This window comes from Bacillus sp. FJAT-29814 (genome assembly GCF_001510715.1).
Taxonomy (GTDB): Bacteria; Bacillota; Bacilli; order Bacillales; family Cytobacillaceae; genus Neobacillus.
Genome location: NZ_LMTJ01000001.1, coordinates 230,709 through 248,530 on the forward strand (window position 1 = coordinate 230,709; position 17,822 = coordinate 248,530).

Below are 17,822 nucleotides of genomic sequence, written 5' to 3' on the forward strand. Positions count from 1 at the left end.
AAGGGGGAGACTGAAGGAAGTAGCTAATTTGTAATAAGGAAACTAATCTTTTGGGTGTGTTTAGCCTTTTTGTATTTTTTTAATCAATGAGACAGTGTCTTTGCCCAAGAAAATGGGTTCTCTATAAGTCATGTACTTGGAGTTCTTGTGGAGGTTTCAATTAATACAAATGAGGTGAGAATTTGGTTCATTTGAAAGGTAATCCTACTGCGATAGCTTCTGAGCAGAAAAGTACAAATAATATAATAGATTTTCTGTATAATTGCAGATCAATGGGTGTGCTTATAACAGATGAGGATTTTAATATTTTCAAAATAAATCAAAAAGCCATGCAAATGTATAGTAGACACCAACTAGAGTCATTGGTTGCTTATACTGATTATAATGCTAAGCAGCATTGTAATTTCGAACTGAAATGTGAGGTAGAGGTAATTAAAGAAACGGGATATTTTATCTTTCTCCTTCAATCAAAGATAGATGAGTACAATCTACACAAAGGCTTAAATAAAAAGTATATTTCTCTTTATGAAGGAAATCCAATTCTTAACGCGTCCTTTGATGGAATAATCGTTTCCGAACCAGATGGAACGATTGTTTACCAGAATCCTGCAATTGAACAACTTACGGGCTTATCACCAAAAGATTGTATTGGAGTCAATGTTCAAAAGTTAATAGATCATGGGATAATTGATCAATCGCTGACAGCAAAAGTTGTTAAAGAAAATAAACCTGCAACCATTGTCCAAACCTACAAATCTACTGGAAAAAAAATCCTACTTTCTGGAGTCCCAATTAGAGATGAAAACGGTGAGATAAAAAAAGTTGTTAGTAATCTGAGGGATTTGACTATTTTGAATGGATTGGAAAAAGAGATTGAAGAATTGAAAGCGAAAAATGAAAAAATATCAGAAGAAATAGAAAAGATTACTCTTAAACAAGAATCACAGAATTCAATAATTGCTCATAATACCAAAATGAAGATGGTAATTGAACGAGCACATCGGATATCCCAAATTGAGTCAACGGTTTTAATTTTAGGTGAATCTGGGGTGGGAAAAGAAGGGATAGTGAACTTTATTTATCAGATGAGCAGTCGAAGAAAAAATTCATTTATCCAGATTAATTGCGCAGCTATTCCGGAGCAATTACTGGAATCAGAACTATTCGGCTATGAGCCTGGGGCGTTTACTGGTGCAAATAATAAAGGAAAACGAGGACTTTTTGAAATTGCTACAAATGGAGTTATTTTCCTTGACGAGGTAGGGGATATGCCATTAAACCTTCAAGGCAAGCTATTGCGTGTCCTTCAGGAGAATGAAATTACGCGAGTGGGTGGAGTGAAACCAATAAAAATAGATGTTCGTGTTATAGCGGCTACGAATCGTAATCTAGAAGAAATGGTTGAACAGGGGAAGTTTAGACAGGACTTATTTTATCGATTGAATATAATACCAATATACATCCCTCCACTTCGAGAAAGACGTGAAGATATTATCCCGCTTATTTATCATTTTTTGGCCCAAATCAAAAGAAAATATGGTGTCAATCGAACATTCTCGCAGAAGGCGTTAGAAAACTTCATGAATTATGATTGGCCGGGTAATATCAGGGAACTGCAAAATATGGTGGAACGTATTGCTTTAATGATTAGTAAATCAACAATTGATTTGGTAGATATTACGAATGAAATTGGTATTTCTATTAATAATGATCATGATAAAAAAGGTGAAATTTCTACTACAAAGGACACAACCATCCAACCATTAAAGCAACAAATAGAGGAATTTGAGATGTCAATTATTAATAATGCGCTTAGTCAATTTAGAAGTATTCGGAGTGCTGCCAAAGCATTATGCATCGACCAGTCCACTCTTGTAAGAAAAAAACAGAAATATAATCTATGAAGTTGAAAAGATTGAGTACTTAATATTATGAATAGTATTGGTTTTCAATGAATCCCTATTTTTATAGGGATTTTTTTATTACTTATATCGGAAGTCGTGGCCAATTCAATTGAGTGATGGTGATATACATCACTGATGCATTTTTGCATCACTAATGATGCATTTTTGCAAGCGCTTACAATAAAGTTGAAAGAAATTAAATGCAATTATTTTTAAGCAAATTTCACCCAGAAACCCATTCCTAGTTTGTAGGTGACCACTATGGGAGCAGGGAAAATTTATTTATTCATTTAGTTTGGCACGGTTCTTGCATTTTAACTTTTTGAAGTTAAAAACATTCAAAAAGGTGATAAATATACGAGGAGGGTTAAGATGATTAGAACTAGCTATAAGAAGTACTGGAATGAAGAAAGAGAAACCTTAGATCCGAAAAAAAGAAATGGTGTTATTTTGGAAAAAATAAAGGAACAATTAGATTATGTATATAACAATTTGCCATTTTATAGAAATCATTATGATAATCATAACTTTAAGCCTTCGGATGTTAAATCTTTGGAGGATTTTACCACAAAGGTCCCTGTGATAACAAAAAAAATGCTTGTAGAGGACCAAAAACAAAATCCGATTTTTGGAAGTTATGCTGGTAATTTCGCACCAGAAGAAATAGCCCGACTTCAAGGCTCCAGTGGAACTTCTGGAACGCCTACATTTTATCGGGTAAGCAAATCCGACTGGGATAGGGCTGCTGAAGTACACGCGATGGCTTTGTGGTCTACTGGTTTAAGACCTAGTGACGTTGTACAAATCGGATTTCCCTTTTCAATCTTTTTTGGCGGATGGGGAGTTTTGCAAGGTGCTGAACGTATCGGATCTACCGTATTTCCATTAGGTGCAATTGAATCTGATAGGCATATAGATATGATTGATAAAATTAAACCAACTGCATTTTCAGCAACGGTTTCCTATTGTATGCATCTTCTTAACAAAGCTAGGGAAAGAGGTGTTGAACTATCTGAAAGTTCTGTAAAGAGATTAATAGCAGGCGGTGAATCAGGGGCTTCGTTACCGAATACAAGAGCAATTTTAACAAAAGGATGGGGGGCTAGTTTACATGATGCCGGATCTACTTCGGAAATGTATCCCTTCATGACAAGTACAACCTGTGATGCGGAAAAAGGAGTACATCTTTATCAAGATGAAGTATTCACTGAAATTGTTAGCATAGAAGATTCAAATATTCCTATATCAGAAGGGGAACGAGGGGCAGTTGTTTATACACATTTATGGAGAAAATCACAACCGATGATTCGCTTTTGGTCCGGTGATGAAAGTTTTATGACTGAAGAAACATGTTCCTGTGGTAGGACTTATCCGCGTTTACCTTATGGGGTGCTTGGAAGACTAGATGATATGTTAGTGATCAGGGGTACAAATGTCTATCCAAGTTCGATTGAAAATACAGTTCGCTCATTAAAATGGAGTGGCGCAGAATATCAAATTATAGTTGATAAAAAAGGTGCTTTAGATGAAATGACGGTCAATATTGAGTATCAAAATCAATATAAAGACGCTAATCTCTACTATCTAAAAGAGGAAGCATTAGAGTTATTTAAAAATAAAATTGGAATTCGCGTGGCTATAAACTTAGTTGAACAAGGCTCGATGCCTGAAACAGTTTTTAAAGCAAAAAGAGTAATAGATAACCGTAAAAAACTATATTAAAGGGAGGCAATCTTATTATGGCAGTTCATGAGGATTTATTGGCCCCGGAAGTTGTAAAAGACCCTTTTTCATATTTTAATAAACTGCGTTCAGAGGAACCTATATATTTTAATGAAAAGTGGAATGGCTGGATTCTTACTGGATATGAAGATATTAATTTAGCATTAATGAATCCTAATTTAACATCTCAAAGAATTATGCCATCCAAAAGTGCTTCAAATGAGATGAAGTTAGAAATGGCATCTACTTATGAAATTCTTTCGAAGTGGATGGTATTTAATGATCCTCCTAATCATACAAGGCTTCGGATGCTGGTAAGTAAGGCATTTACACCAAAGACCGTGGAAAAGATGCGACCATTTATGTTTGAAATTACTGATTATTTATTGGATAGGGTAGAAGAATCAAAGAAAATGGATGTTATTCGAGATTATGCCTTTATGTTACCTATTTTAGTGATTTCGAAAATGCTGGGTCTGCCGGATAAAGATAGAGAAAAATTAAAGCAATGGTCAGATGATCTATTATTGCTAGTTTTCGGAGCTGTTAAGGACTCAGACAGGCACGAACGAGGTCAAAAGGGAATGCGTCAATTAGCTGAATACTTAGCAGATCAAGTAGAAGACAGGATAATGCATCCAAAGGACGATTTAATCAGTTCGCTTGTTGAAGCTAAAGATAATGGCGATGTTTTAAATAAAGATGAAATTATCGCAACGCTTACTTTGCTCGTTTTTGGCGGTCATGAAACAACAACGAATCTGATTACAAACTCAGTATTCTCTCTTTTAACTAATCCCGATCAATTGGAAAGATTAAAAAGCAATCCATCATTAATCAATGTGGCACTGGAGGAATTAAATCGATTTGACGGACCGGGGAAATCAATCATGAGAGTAGCAAAAGAAGACTTTGAAATCAAAGGAAAAATTATTAAAAAGGGACAGCGTGTAATGTTAGTGACGCTGGCAGCAAATCGAGATCCCGAAATATTTCAAGACCCTGACAAACTGGATATTACCAGGGAAACAAACCGACACTTAGGATTTGGCAAGGGGATTCATTATTGCCTCGGTGCTCCACTGGCAAGACTTGAAGCAACCATTGCAATAAACCAACTCTTTAAGCGTTTTCCAACACTTAGATTAGAGAATGAAAATCAAGAATGGCACCCCATCCTAATAAGTCGTGCATTGAAACGCTTACAAGTAATTTTTGACTAATAATGATTAATACTAATGGGAAATGGTGGGTACAAGTATGGGAAATCAAATTAAAGTAATTGTAGATAAAAATGTCTGTATCGGCTCACAAACATGCATTCTTATTGACCCAGGGACCTTTGTATTAGATTCTGATGGGTTATCATATGTGTTTAATCCAAATGTAACCAACATAAATAAGATTCAGGAAGCTTCTGATAATTGTCCTGTCAGCGCAATCATTATCGAAAAAGTTAATTTGTTAATCGAATAGACGTCAGTGAGGTGCAGAAATGAATGTAAAAGAATTATTTGATCTTAATGGAAAAACAGCAATTGTAACTGGAGGAGGACGAGGGTTAGGAGAGCAAATCGCCTTTGCATTGGCAGAATCCGGGGCAAATATTATAGTGTGTTCAAGAAAACTAGAAGATTGTGAATTTACAAGTTATAGGGTACGCGAGCTTGGTGTACAGTCATTGGCATTAAAATGTGATGTTTCGAATTCAAAGGATGTCAATAACGTGGTGGAGGAAACAATCAAGAAATTTGGAACGATAGATATCCTGGTTAATAACAGTGGAGCTACCTGGGGTACACCTTTAGAAGATATGCCAATTGAAAAATGGAATAAAGTTATGAATGTAAATGTCACGGGCACATTTCTTATGACACAGGCTGTTGGCAGGATTATGATTAAGCAAAAGTCCGGGAAAATCATTAATATCTCGTCGATTAGCGGCTTAGGCGGGATCAGCGAGGATATAATGGATGCTGTGGGATACAACGCTAGTAAAGGGGCGATCATAACCCTAACCAAAGATCTAGCTGTGAAATGGGGGAAATATAATATTCATGTGAATTCAATTGCCCCTGGCTTCTTTTTAACGAAAATGGCGAAATCTACGATAGAATCGAAGAAAGCATTGATACTAGCAAATACTCCATTAAATCGAACGGGGTCTGAACATGATCTTAAGGGTGCCGCCGTGTTTTTAGCTTCTAAAGCATCAGACTTTGTAACAGGAACCGTTTTGGTTGTAGATGGAGGGTTTACAGAAAAGTAGATTATGTGAGGAGATATGTATAAATATGAATAGTGCTGTTAGTGGTAAAAATGAACAATTTGTAGTGAAGTCAGGAAAACCACTTGTTAAAGCAGGGCAATGCACAAAGTGTAACAGGTATTATTTTCCATTCCTGAATACATGTGATCGATGTAAAAACCAATTAATAGAACTAAATTTCACAAAAGGTAAAGTACACAGTTATACAAAGGTGCATATTTCACCGTCCGGATATGAAGCTCCTTACACTATTGGATATATCGATCTGAATGAGCATATTCGAATTCTAAACCAAATTAAATTTGAGGGGGAATTGAAATTAGATACGAGTGTAGAACTAGTTTTTGAGGAAAATGCTCCAAAAAATAGTCAATTTATTTTTAAACCAATTAAATCATAAAGGTGGTGGTAATGTGACGAAAGTTTATATTTTAGGTGTTGGTGTTAAGAAATTTGGAAAATATGAAAATCTGTCCCTAGAGCAAATTGGTCGAGAATCCATCATAAATGCGCTGGAGGATGCCAAGATTAATATTGATGAAATTGAAAACGTTTTCTGCGGAAATGTTTTTGGTGGAACCTTGGTAGGACAAAGAGTATTAAATGATTTAACCACTACCGGTGTTCCCGTCATAAATATTAATAATGCGTGTGCAAGTAGTTCAGTAGCATTAAACCTTGCCTATAGCAGCATAAAAAGCGGCATGAACGATTTTGCATTAGCAATAGGTGTTGAAAATCTTTCTGCTTTAGGAAGCGGCGTTTTACCCACTCCCCCCCATGATATTGATGCAGAATCAGGTTTAACCTTACCAGCAATTTATGCCATGAGAGCAAAAAGATATACAGAAACTTATGGAATTGATAGTAAATTATTGGCTGAAGTATCTGTAAAAAACCGGGTCCATGGTTCAAATAATCCATATGCTCATTTTTATCAGAAGCCAAATCTGACAATTGAGCAAGTATTAGACTCAATGATGATTGCGAATCCAATTACTCTATTACAATCCAGTCCAAAAAGCGATGGAGCTGCAAGTGTGGTTTTATGCTCTGAGCGAGTTTTAAAGAGGTATAAAGAAAACGCCGTTGAAATGATAGCTTCTGTGGTGGTGTCAGGCAAGTTTAAGAGAGGGTATCATGATATGGCTTTACCTGATGAACCGACAGTCGAATCAATTGAAAAGGCTTATGAAATGGCTGGAGTTTCCCCACAGGATATTGACGTTGTTGAACTTCATGATGCCTTTTCAATCGCAGAGATATTGTATACCGAAGCACTCGGATTTTGTGAATATGGGAAAGGCATTGAAATGCTAGTTGAAGGAAGAACCTATCATAATGGAGATTTTCCTATAAATGTTAGCGGTGGATTACTGTCAAGGGGCCATGCGGTTGGTGCAACAGGTCTTGCACAGGTAGCAGAAATCAATTGGCAGCTTATAGGGAAGGCTCCTGGATTTCAGGTGAATAATCCAAAAGTAGGATTAACATTGACTTCTGGCGGCGGTATATCTAATTTTCAGAACGGTACTAGTGTTGTAAATATACTTTCAATTTAACTAGTATAATTTTCCCTGTTTATTTTAGAGGTTAACACTAGAAAAAGTTACCTTAGATGGGAGGAAACAATGGAATTAATTGGTGGCTTGGCAAGAAAAACCTGTAAAACCTACAGTTCAAAGGTAGCCGTAATAAGTGGAGAGCGTTCTTTAACCTATCAAGAATTATATGAAAGATCTTTAAAACTTGCTAATGCATTGCTTGAAAAGGGATTAGTTAAGGGAGATCGAATAGCTATTTTATCTACTAACAGAATCGAATGCATTGAAATGGACTTGGCTGTCGCGTTAGCTGGGTTGGTTAAAGTGCCGCTAAATTACCGGCTTCACCCCAAAGAGCATAAATTTATTATTGAACAATCAGCTTCTTTATTACTGTTAGGTGAAAAAGAACTAATCGAACCGGTCAATTCAAAAATCGATACCATTTACTTCGGAGATGATTATGAGAACCTACTATTTAATAGTTCCAATCATGAGGTAGATAGCGATATTAATGAAAACGATTTATTTGCTATCTTATACACTTCGGGTACCACAGGACGTCCAAAGGGTGTAATGCTATCGCATCGAAACTATATTTCTGCTGTTCTGTCCCTGATTATTTTTTGTGAAATTACCAATGAAGATGTCATAGGGCATGTTGCCCCATTAACACATGGCAGCAATTTATTAGTTCATTGTGCTCTTTTGTTAGGCTCGAAGCAAGTAGTTTTTAATAAGTTCAACCCATATGAATTTATTAATGAGATTCACGAACATGCAATAAATGTAATTTTTCTTGTCCCAACGATGGTAAATATGATGATCCATGATCAGTCTTTTGATCCGAAACTACTATCTTCACTTAAATCAATTAATATGGCCGGGTCGCCAATCGCTGAAGAAAAGTTAAAAAAGGCGCTAGAATTGCTTGGTCCAATTTTTGTTGAGACGTACGGGCAAACAGAGGCACCAAGTACCGTTACCTGCATGCCTAAACACGAACTCGCAAAACGTCCTTTATCCTGTGGTAAAGCTGGTCCGTTTGTAGAAATGAAAATTGTAGATGAAAACGGAAATGAAAGGAAGCAGGGAGAAGTAGGTGAAGTAATTTGTCGTGGTTCATTGGTAATGAAAGGTTACTGGAACAATGAGAAAGCCACAAACGACACTATAAAAAATGATTGGCTTCATACCGGTGATCTTGGCTGGATTGATAAGCAAGGATATTTATATCTAGTCGATCGTAAAAAAGATGTAATTATCAGTGGTGGTGCTAATATCTATCCGCGAGAAGTGGAAGAGGTGCTTAACACACATCCTGCGGTAAAGGAAACTTGCGTATTCGGTATCCCAGATGATATTTGGGGTGAGAGTGTATTTGCCCATGTTGTGTTACAAGAAGGTAAATTTACCATGGAAGAAGATTTAATAGAACTTTGTAAAAATGAACTTGCAAGTTATAAAAAACCTACTGGAATGGTTTTTGTGCAGGAACTTCCCAAAAATTCTTATGGAAAGATTCTAAGAAAAGATCTTCGTGAACAATATTTAAACTACGAAAACCTCAAAAAAATAAAGGGAGGCAATTAAATGAAAATCATAAAAAAAGGTATGTGGGCGTTACTATCAATATTTGCATTCGTATTGGTTTTAACCGGTTGTGGAAATGCAGCGGAAACAGGCACAAAGGATTCAAGTGGAAAAGATTCCGAGGGCAAGGTTTATACGATAAGAATGCCGGCGGTTGTTAATGAGGAAAACTTCATTGCAATTGGTTATAAGAAATTTAAAGAATTGGTAGAGGAAAAGAGTGACGGAAAATTAAAGGTTGAGCTTTTTCTGAATGGAACACTTGCTTCTTCAAATGAAGAAGAATTTCAGGTTTTAAGGGATGGATCTGCAGAAATTATTTCATTCCCTTCATTTATTGGAGCGCAGGTTGGAGGAGTAGATGGATATAACATTTTTGATTTTCCATTCATTTATGATGATCGCGATAAATTATTCGCATTAGCAGAAGGACCTCTAGGTCAAGAAATTCAAACCAAATTAGAGGAAAAAAATAAGGTGAAAGTTTTGGGATATTATGATATCGGTTCAATGTCCCTTCTAAACAGTAAACATACTATAAAAAAGCCAAGTGATCTTAATGGATTAACTTTAAGAACACCGCAGTCCGCATTATTTATGGACACAATATCAGAAATGGGCGGTAATCCAACACCAATTACCTTTGCGGAGGTATATACTTCCTTACAGCAAGGAACAATCGATGGATTAACAACCACTTTGCCCCTAATGTATGACTCTCAATTTTTTGAAGTAAGCAAATTTGCAACGCTGACTAAACAAAACTTTATTCCGTATGTTATGACGATGAATGGCGATTTCTTTGAGAAATTACCTGAGGACTTGCAAAATGTTGTAGTAGAAGCCTCGAAGGAAATGATTCAATTTTCACGAGAGCTTGTAGTAGAGCAAGAAGCATCAGCAGTGAAAAAACTTGAAGCAGAGGGCGTTGAAGTGTATGAGCTTTCCCCTAAAGAATTTGAGGAATTCAAGAAATCTATAAAACCAGCAATTGAAAAGAATATCAAACTGGTTGGAAAAGAATTCTATGAAAAAACTCTCGATTTTTTAAGTAAGTAGCTTAAAGAATGGATTAGGGAGCTCATTGATCTCTCTAATCCACTTCATATCATAAACAGTGCCTTTTTAAGAATGGGGAGGGATGACTTTGAGTGCAGAACAAAAACAAAAAAAGATACCAATAGAAGGATTTATTTGTTTTCTTTTACTTTTATTTATTACCTTAGTTATGGGGATGGAAGTGGTAGCAAGATATATCTTCAATCATTCACTAAGATGGTCAGGTGAATTAGCTAGATATCTATTTATATGGTTTATATTTATTAGTTCAAGTTATGCAATTATCGAAAAGACTCATATTAGGATTGAGTCTTTACAAAGAGTTTTTCCTAAAGTAACCAGACCTTATCTTGAGTTCATTGGAAATATTTTTTGGTTTATTTTCTCGATTTTTATTGCATATGTAGGGTTTACCTATAGTTTTGAAATGATTGAGTCTGGAAATATTTCTACTGCAATGCGAATTCCTGTCGGGTTTATTTATATATCAATCCCTATTGGTTATACTCTAATGGCTTTAAGACTAATAACAGACGGTTACAAAGTTTTTAGAAGTAATAAACCAGTAAACCTGAGTGAGGAGTGACCAACATGTTACTATCTCTTTTAATATTATTCATACTTTTTTTCTTACTAATCGCAACAAATATGCCAGTGGCATTTGCTTTAGGTATTTCTAGCTTAGTCTTACTTATTTTACATGATCTATCAAATATAAATCTCTTTATTACTGCATCATTTGGGGCAAGTGATTCATTTCCGCTTATAGCTATTCCACTATTCATTTTAGCGGGAGATGTTATGAGTACGGGGGGTATCGCGAGACGATTAGTAGTATTTGCTGAAAAGCTCTTTGGCGCATTTACAGGTGGTTTGGGTATAATTACTATTATGGCAAGTTTTATTTTTGCATCCATTTCTGGTTCTGGACCTGCAACGGTTGCGGCCATTGGCGGTATAATGCTCCCGTTTATGATTAACAAGGGTTATTCAAAATCTTATGCAACATCAATTGTGTCAAGTGCTGGTTCAATGGGACCAATAGTCCCGCCAAGCATTATCTTTATCCTCTTTGGAGTCATGTCAGGAGTATCCATTGGCGGTATGTTTATTGCTGGTATTATTCCAGGAATACTCATTGCAATTGCCCTGCTAATAGTAAACTATTTTATTAGTAAAAAAGAGGGCTTCGCCAAAGAAGAGAAAAGTAGTAGATCCGATATTCTTAAGGCTCTATATGACGCTAAGTTTGCTTTATTTGCTCCAGTTATTGTATTAGGCGGAATATATGGAGGAATATTTACACCTACTGAAGCAGCAGTTGTTGCAGTTTTTTATGGTCTTGTTGTAAGCTTATTTGTGCATAGAGAAATTGGTTTTAAAGATATACCAGGTATTTTTATGAATACCTCAGCGGTAAGTGGAGGCATCATGATTTTAGTCGGTGCAGCCGCATTTTTCGGACGTGTATTATCTTTAGAACGAGTTCCGCAGTTTTTATCAGAGACGATCAGTGGATTTTCGGCTAATCCTATTGTTATTCTCATCATAATCAATTTGTTCCTGTTGCTGGTCGGTATGGTTATGGAGACGGTTTCAGCATTAATGATTTTTGTACCTTTACTGTTGCCAATAGCGGTAAATTTAGGTGTCGACCCCATGCATTTTGGGATGATCATCTGTTTAAATCTTACCTTGGGCTTATTGACACCGCCTTTAGGGGTCAATGTTTTTATAGCCTCACGTCTTGCAGGAATATCCTTTGATCAAACCTTTAAACATTTAGTTCCTATTTTTATTTCCTTACTCTTAGTGTTGCTTCTGGTCACATTATTTCCGCAACTTACACTATTTTTACCGGAACTTCTGAAATAAATTTGGCAGTAAAAATACGATTGAGCCATTTCTACATTTTGTGACTACAGTTAATAAAGAGGGTAGGTATTATAACTATGAGGAAATTTGTCTTATAAAACTGTTCAAAAAAGGTTGTTGAACTATTGAAAGTAAGCCCGAACTGTAAAAACAAGTATACCTTTCGGGTATGCATTACCAATAGTCATATATCACGATTTTTTTTAATAAATATACGATTTATTTCATTTATATACTACATTCTCCATGGATTATTTTTGACCAGAAATTATTGATTTAAAATTTCATGGTTTTAAGGCTAGTTGGTCAGTTCATGTTGCGGAGGCTAGGTCGTAACATTTAATGGGTGGGAATCCCGTCAAGAAAGAACTAGCCAAGCCATCCGCTGGGTCCAGCAAGTGCCCGAGTCATGATTACCTTTATACGAATTGGAAAGAGCGGGCGGCCGTTTTGGACTTCAAGCGATTTGTGAAGGCGCAGAATGGCTAATGAAACGATTATCGAAAGAATCTAGAAATCCCCATTTCAATGAAACATAAAGTTAATAGTTGATAGGAGGAAGAAACGATGGAACTACAAGAGTGTATATCTGTGGTCACTGGTGGAGCATCTGGATTAGGAGAAGCGACCGTCCGAAATATAGTCGCTAATGGCGGAAAAGCAGCAATTCTGGACGTATCCGTGGAAAATGGAACCCGGCTCGTTGAGGAACTAGGCCCCAATGTTTTTTTTGTTAAGACGGATGTAACAGATGAGAAGAGTGTGCAGAATGCCTTAAACGAGGTTTCTGCAACATTTGGCGGCGTTAATTCTGTCATTAACTGTGCTGGAATCGGCAACTCGGAAAAAACTGTAAGCAAAGGGGTAGCCCATGATTTGGAGAGCTTTTCAAAGGTGATTACTATTAACCTGATAGGAACATTTAATGTTATTCGTTTAGCTGCCGAAAGAATGGTAGAGAATGTTCCAAATGAAAATGGCGAGCGGGGCGTCATTATCAATACAGCCTCTGTTGCCGCCTTTGATGGGCAGATGGGTCAAGCGTCCTATAGCGCATCGAAAGGTGGAATTGTTGGGATGACATTGCCGATTGCTCGTGATTTAGCGGCTCATGGCATAAGAGTCGTTACGATTGCACCAGGTCTCTTCCAAACGCCATTGTATAACACGCTGCCGGAAAAGGTCATCGAGTCACTTGGAAAACAAGTTCCATTTCCGTCAAGGTTAGGGATTCCATCCGAATACGGCCATCTGGTGCAATCAATCATTGAAAATCCGATGATAAACGGTGAAACTATCCGTTTAGATGGGGCGATTCGCATGGCTCCGAGATAAACATAGCATAGGATAGATACTAGAAAATATGCCGTTCCTCTAGTATCCATTGATTTGGAAAAATATAAAACTGAAATAATTTGACTTGTGGGAGAGTTCATAGGAATTCTTGCGATGACGCGAACACTGGATGTAGAGTATATCAATGAAGAATGCATCACAATGGATGACGGCGGATGGTAGAATCACCATAGCATAAAAGAGAGCTATTCATTTCCTAATGAACAAAACCGAATGAAGGGAAAGCTATACTTAAAGAACTCTCAAGTAAAGTGAAACAGCTAAGGACACAGCTACTTGCGTTCATGGAGGCGCATATTTATCCGAATGAACTGGTCTTTGAAAAAGGGATAAACCGCTAGAAAAATCCCTGAGTAATTTCGCCTATAATATTAAGTGCCAGGCACCATCCAGAAAAATGGAAGATGCCTGGCACTTCTTTTTTTTAATTTATGTAGCAAATAATTACCTTGAGTCCATTTCCACTATTTGATATTTAAATGATATAATAAAAAGACAGTGAGCTGAACTACTCATGTCTGCATTGAAAAAGGAAGAAGTTTTAAGCCAGTTTTATGACCTTATCGATTCCGTGTCCAGTGAGGAAAAAATGGGACTCGCCAGAAAACTTAGAAAGATTAAAGAAAATGTAGAAAAATTATTAGAACAAGCAGAAGATTAAGCGTTTTATAGACATGTATTTAGCTTGATAATCGGTTCCTTTCCATTGTGAATATTGAAAGACAATTGAAAAACCCTGCCCGACTTCTTTCCGGCAAGCACGAACAATATCTGCCGCGAATTTTGTTCGCTCTCCTAGATCCCCGCCATACTCATCATTACGCTTGTTCGTTACTTCCCAAAAAAATTAATCAATTAAGTATCTATGCGCTCCATGCAACTCAATTCCGTCAAAGCCGATGTGCCTCGCATTTGATGCAGCTTCGGCGTATGTATCAATCATTTCAGTGACTTCTTCTTTCGTCAAAGCATATATTTTCTCATTTCTGACGTCTCTTAAAGTATATCCAGACGGACTTACAGGAGGTGAATCAATATTTGGTTCACTGCCTGCTTTTCGTGCCGCTCTGACATGCCATAATTGTGGGATGATTTTGCCACCTGCTTGGTGGACTTCATTCACTACATTTGCCCAGCCATTTAGAGCGTCCACTCCATAGAAACGGGGAATATCGGGGCTCATTACTGCAGCTGGGTGGTTAATCGCTGTTCCTTCCGTAATGATGAGCCCAATTCTATTCTCAGCACGTTTGCGGTAATATTGTGCAACATTTTCCCCTGGGACACCATTTGGCGAAAACATTCTTGTCATTTGGGCCATCACTAACCGGCTTGCTAACATTTTATTTCCAAACGGTACGGATTGAAATAAAGTATGACCTGCGAACTTTTGATCCAAAGAGAGCACTTCCTTCCATAAATTTGATTTATCCTGTTTCTTAAATTCTAAACTTTCATTCTACAAATATAAACTGATAAGTCCTACTTATTTATCTGCTGAAAAAGATCTTATTATAATCCACGTTATTTCATAAAAATGTTGGATTTTGTCATTTTATTGGAAGGATTTTTCCGGGGATTTATTGAAAATGTTTAACTAAGATTAGACTGAAATTTACGAAATAATTATTAGTCTTGGCTAATCAAGGAGGGGGACCGTAAAATAACGAGATTAATGAATAATTAGAAAGTGTGGGAATAGCATGTATTGTCGAAATTGCGGAAATCAAATAGGGGAACAGGATTCTTTTTGTTCACACTGCGGTCATTCTACTACACCAGCAAATGTTGACGGAGGATCTCAGTATGAGAAAGACCACTCTGCAGAAGAAATATTGCCGGATGCAGATTTTAAAGAAGCATTCGTGGGTAAAAACTATCCCTATTTCTTTAATAAGTGGAGCAAAATCAAAGAGAAAGATCGTAAGAGAGGTTGGAATTGGGCGATATTCTTTCTAGGGCCATTCTGGTTTGGATATCGCAAAATGTATCTTTACGTTGCTTATTTCGCTATTATATACTTTTTAATTGATCTTTTCCTTTATCTAATGGAATACCAATTTTCGGAGGAAAATTATTACTTTGATTCTACAGTAAATTTTCTGGTATTCCCGGTAAGTATCTTTTTTGCCATGTTTGGAAACTATTTTTACCTTAAACATACAAACAGGAATATAGAAAAGGTTAATCTTATGCCCTTTACCGATGAGCAAAAGAAAACATGGTTAAAAAGAAAAGGAGGAAGAAGTTGGGGAGGGGTATTTATATCCCTGTTAATCCTATTTGGGTATGGAATAACGACAGCACTATTACTTCCGACAAACGTGGACCAAATTCTTACTATTAAAAATGGATCATTTTACGAATATCCGACAACCACAATAGGTGAGGAATTCGATAAATTTTTTACTGACCCACATTGGGAATATGTCACGTCGGACACACCATATGATGTCGTACGCTTTACCGGCATTGCAGACCGGGAAGGTGACGATGTTGAGGTCATGATTGACTTTATTATTACAGACGATTCATTTGATATCCATTCAGGAAAAGTTAACGGCGAAAAGATGTCTGAGGATGATATAGGCTATTTAATAGAGGCAGTTTTTACTTCAAATGATGATGAAATCATTAATTAATGATTAAATCTAAACTGGCGACAGGTTCAGAAGGGTGTATTTTCTAGTAAATTTATTGAAAACTTGAAGAAAATACTTTAGCTCAATGGTTAACCTGTTACGCAAAGGATATTAATACAATTAAATTCAAACATAAAAGGGAAGTATGATCATATTGTTCAGCTTCCCTTTTTATATTGGACATTTTTTTTCGTCAAAACCCGGACAACTACCAACTTTAATTTTCTGAAATTTAATATCGTAATTAACAATTGCTGAAAAAAAGACACTCTTCGACACTCGTAATATCTTATAATGGAAATATCTAGATACTATTTCCCACAAGTTACATAAGGAGATGTTTCGATTTGCTATATGTGTCGCCTTCAAAGATTGCTAGTTATTTTTATCATGAATGTGAACGGTATTTATATTATCATTCGCTGCCAAAGAGCAGGAAATATGAGTTTGATATACCATGAGAGATTATCGAAAATCAGCATGGCAGCACAGCGATTATGACTGGGGGGATTGCTTGGGAAGAGCGGGTAGTCACGGAGCACCTGGGAGCAGATGTTGTCATCGGGCATGGTACGACCGCTTTGGCTAACCGCTACATTGGCTTTGATGAATTGCTGCAGGAGTTGAAAGCGCCCCGTAAGCGGTATATTTACCAACCGACTTTTTCGATACCGGATCGATTTTATCAGAAGTACAAGATTGATAAGAATCAAATTGTGTTCTCGGATTGCCGACCGGATTTGATAGAATGCATTCCTGGAGAGTCCGGTTATTCGTTCCGGATCATTGATGTAAAGGCATCGGAAGTGTTGAAAGTGTCACACCGGGTGCAAACGGCACTTTATGCGATGATTTTGCAATCGATACTTGAAGAGCATCAAATCCCAGGCCAGGTGATGTTAGATGAGACCGGTGTTTGGTTGTTTGAAGAAACAGTCCCTCAATATAGCTCAGTTCAAAATCTAATCCCGTATTTGGAAGATTTCTTGATTGATAAATTAACAGCACTACCTGCACAGGAATTGCACGAGGTGTTCTGGCATCTAGATTACCGTTGTGAATGGTGTAGCCTTTATGATTATTGTTTGCAAAATGCAAGAGACGAGAAGCACGTTTCCTTGCTGCCATATCTGTCCAATCATGCCTCCCGGTTCATTCGTGAACAGGGGTTTCCTTTGACCATTAGCGAGTTTGCAAGTTTTATAGAAGATAAGGAACAACTGAAGCTGTTGGAAAAAAGTCCAAGCCTAAAGAGTCGGATACTGAGAATAGATAAGCAGTTGGACTCCCTGAAAAAAGGCGAACTCATCCAGTACGGAAGTCTGGCGACGGATATGCCTGTCGGAGAAAACATTCGGTTAATCTTGAGTGTTCAGCGTGATCAAGTGTCCGGAAAAGTGATAGCCACGTCTATTTACAGGATTAGCGGGCAGGAGTTATTTGGGAGCAAATCGGAGAAATCTTATTTTATTGCCGAATCACTGGACTAGGAGCCGCTGACATCTATGTTGGCGGAACCCGTGCAAGGTGTTTGTTGAAAATTTTTCAATATGATGAGTGGGCTTTTTCGGAGATGGAATAACACTGGTCGCCGTAATCGTTTAATAATAAAAATTTTACAAAGAAAAGGTGCCAGGCACCATCCAGATTATCGGATGATGCCTGGCACTTCTTATTTTTAAGAGCCAGGATAATCTTGAATTTCAGTTACCTTATAGCTATTATGATATACCTCGGATTATTCCTGCCTTGCGCGCCCCCCTTAGAGAGAACCGTCTATTGCTTGCTGGATAGGAGATGTGACTGCATGTTCGGTCTTTTTTGATTTGTTCAGTACGTTTTAAGGTATCAAAAGAAG

At 37.1% G+C, this 17,822-nt stretch carries 16 protein-coding genes and 1 pseudogene; 16 read left to right on the forward strand and 1 reads right to left on the reverse strand.

From position 1 onward, the window contains the following. The first annotated feature begins 182 nt into the window (after nt 1–182). The 14 genes from AR334_RS01140 to AR334_RS29290 all read left to right on the forward strand — a co-directional run bounded on the left by AR334_RS01140 (nt 183) and on the right by AR334_RS29290 (nt 13,983). Nucleotides 183–1,904: a sigma-54-dependent Fis family transcriptional regulator gene (locus tag AR334_RS01140; RefSeq protein WP_156431142.1), complete on the forward strand. Its 1,722-nt coding sequence runs from the start codon at nt 183–185 to the stop codon at nt 1,902–1,904. A 372-nt stretch (nt 1,905–2,276) separates the two neighbouring features. Further along, nucleotides 2,277–3,626 carry a phenylacetate--CoA ligase family protein gene (locus AR334_RS01145; protein WP_066304033.1) on the forward strand — a complete coding sequence of 450 codons (1,350 nt, stop codon included), beginning with the start codon at nt 2,277–2,279 and terminating at the stop codon, nt 3,624–3,626. Between the two features lie 17 nt (nt 3,627–3,643). Then, nucleotides 3,644–4,849: a cytochrome P450 gene (locus tag AR334_RS01150; protein WP_066304035.1), complete on the forward strand. Its 1,206-nt coding sequence runs from the start codon at nt 3,644–3,646 to the stop codon at nt 4,847–4,849. Nucleotides 4,850–4,886: 37 nt separating this feature from the next. Next, nucleotides 4,887–5,102 (forward strand): ferredoxin, encoded by a 216-nt coding sequence (locus AR334_RS01155; RefSeq protein WP_066304037.1) that lies wholly within the window; start codon nt 4,887–4,889, stop codon nt 5,100–5,102. Between the two features lie 19 nt (nt 5,103–5,121). Beyond that, nucleotides 5,122–5,895, forward strand: coding sequence for an SDR family oxidoreductase (locus AR334_RS01160; protein ID WP_066304039.1), 774 nt, complete (start codon nt 5,122–5,124; stop codon nt 5,893–5,895). A 25-nt stretch (nt 5,896–5,920) separates the two neighbouring features. Further along, nucleotides 5,921–6,295, forward strand: a complete 375-nt coding sequence (locus tag AR334_RS01165; protein ID WP_066304041.1) for a Zn-ribbon domain-containing OB-fold protein — start codon at nt 5,921–5,923, stop codon at nt 6,293–6,295. A gap of 13 nt (nt 6,296–6,308) precedes the next feature. Further along, nucleotides 6,309–7,457, forward strand: a complete 1,149-nt coding sequence (locus AR334_RS01170) for a thiolase family protein (RefSeq protein WP_066304042.1) — start codon at nt 6,309–6,311, stop codon at nt 7,455–7,457. A 69-nt stretch (nt 7,458–7,526) separates the two neighbouring features. Then, a complete protein-coding gene (locus AR334_RS01175; RefSeq protein WP_066304043.1) occupies nt 7,527–9,032 on the forward strand; it encodes a class I adenylate-forming enzyme family protein in 1,506 nt (501 codons plus the stop codon). Continuing rightward, nucleotides 9,033–10,091, forward strand: coding sequence for a TRAP transporter substrate-binding protein (locus AR334_RS01180; RefSeq protein ID WP_066304046.1), 1,059 nt, complete (start codon nt 9,033–9,035; stop codon nt 10,089–10,091). Nucleotides 10,092–10,179: 88 nt separating this feature from the next. Next, complete coding sequence (locus AR334_RS01185) at nt 10,180–10,677, forward strand: TRAP transporter small permease (protein ID WP_066304047.1); 498 nt, start codon at nt 10,180–10,182, stop codon at nt 10,675–10,677. A 5-nt stretch (nt 10,678–10,682) separates the two neighbouring features. Then, nucleotides 10,683–11,966, forward strand: coding sequence for a TRAP transporter large permease (locus tag AR334_RS01190; RefSeq protein ID WP_066304048.1), 1,284 nt, complete (start codon nt 10,683–10,685; stop codon nt 11,964–11,966). Nucleotides 11,967–12,308: 342 nt separating this feature from the next. Beyond that, a complete protein-coding gene (locus AR334_RS29285) occupies nt 12,309–12,455 on the forward strand; it encodes a hypothetical protein (protein ID WP_156431143.1) in 147 nt (48 codons plus the stop codon). Nucleotides 12,456–12,533: 78 nt separating this feature from the next. After that, a complete protein-coding gene (locus tag AR334_RS01195; RefSeq protein ID WP_066304051.1) occupies nt 12,534–13,301 on the forward strand; it encodes a 3-hydroxyacyl-CoA dehydrogenase in 768 nt (255 codons plus the stop codon). A 535-nt stretch (nt 13,302–13,836) separates the two neighbouring features. Further along, nucleotides 13,837–13,983: a hypothetical protein gene (locus AR334_RS29290; protein ID WP_156431144.1), complete on the forward strand. Its 147-nt coding sequence runs from the start codon at nt 13,837–13,839 to the stop codon at nt 13,981–13,983. On the opposite strand, the pseudogene AR334_RS01200 reads toward AR334_RS29290, so the two are convergent. After that, nucleotides 13,963–14,730 (reverse strand): annotated as a pseudogene (locus AR334_RS01200) (hypothetical protein). The gene AR334_RS29290 and the pseudogene AR334_RS01200 overlap by 21 nt on opposite strands. A 295-nt stretch (nt 14,731–15,025) precedes the next feature. On the opposite strand from AR334_RS01200, the gene AR334_RS01205 reads away from it, so the two are divergent. Then, complete coding sequence (locus tag AR334_RS01205; protein WP_066304055.1) at nt 15,026–15,964, forward strand: DUF2628 domain-containing protein; 939 nt, start codon at nt 15,026–15,028, stop codon at nt 15,962–15,964. 497 nt (nt 15,965–16,461) lie between these two features. Next, nucleotides 16,462–17,454, forward strand: coding sequence for a hypothetical protein (locus AR334_RS01210; RefSeq protein ID WP_066304056.1), 993 nt, complete (start codon nt 16,462–16,464; stop codon nt 17,452–17,454). Nucleotides 17,455–17,822 lie beyond the last annotated feature (368 nt).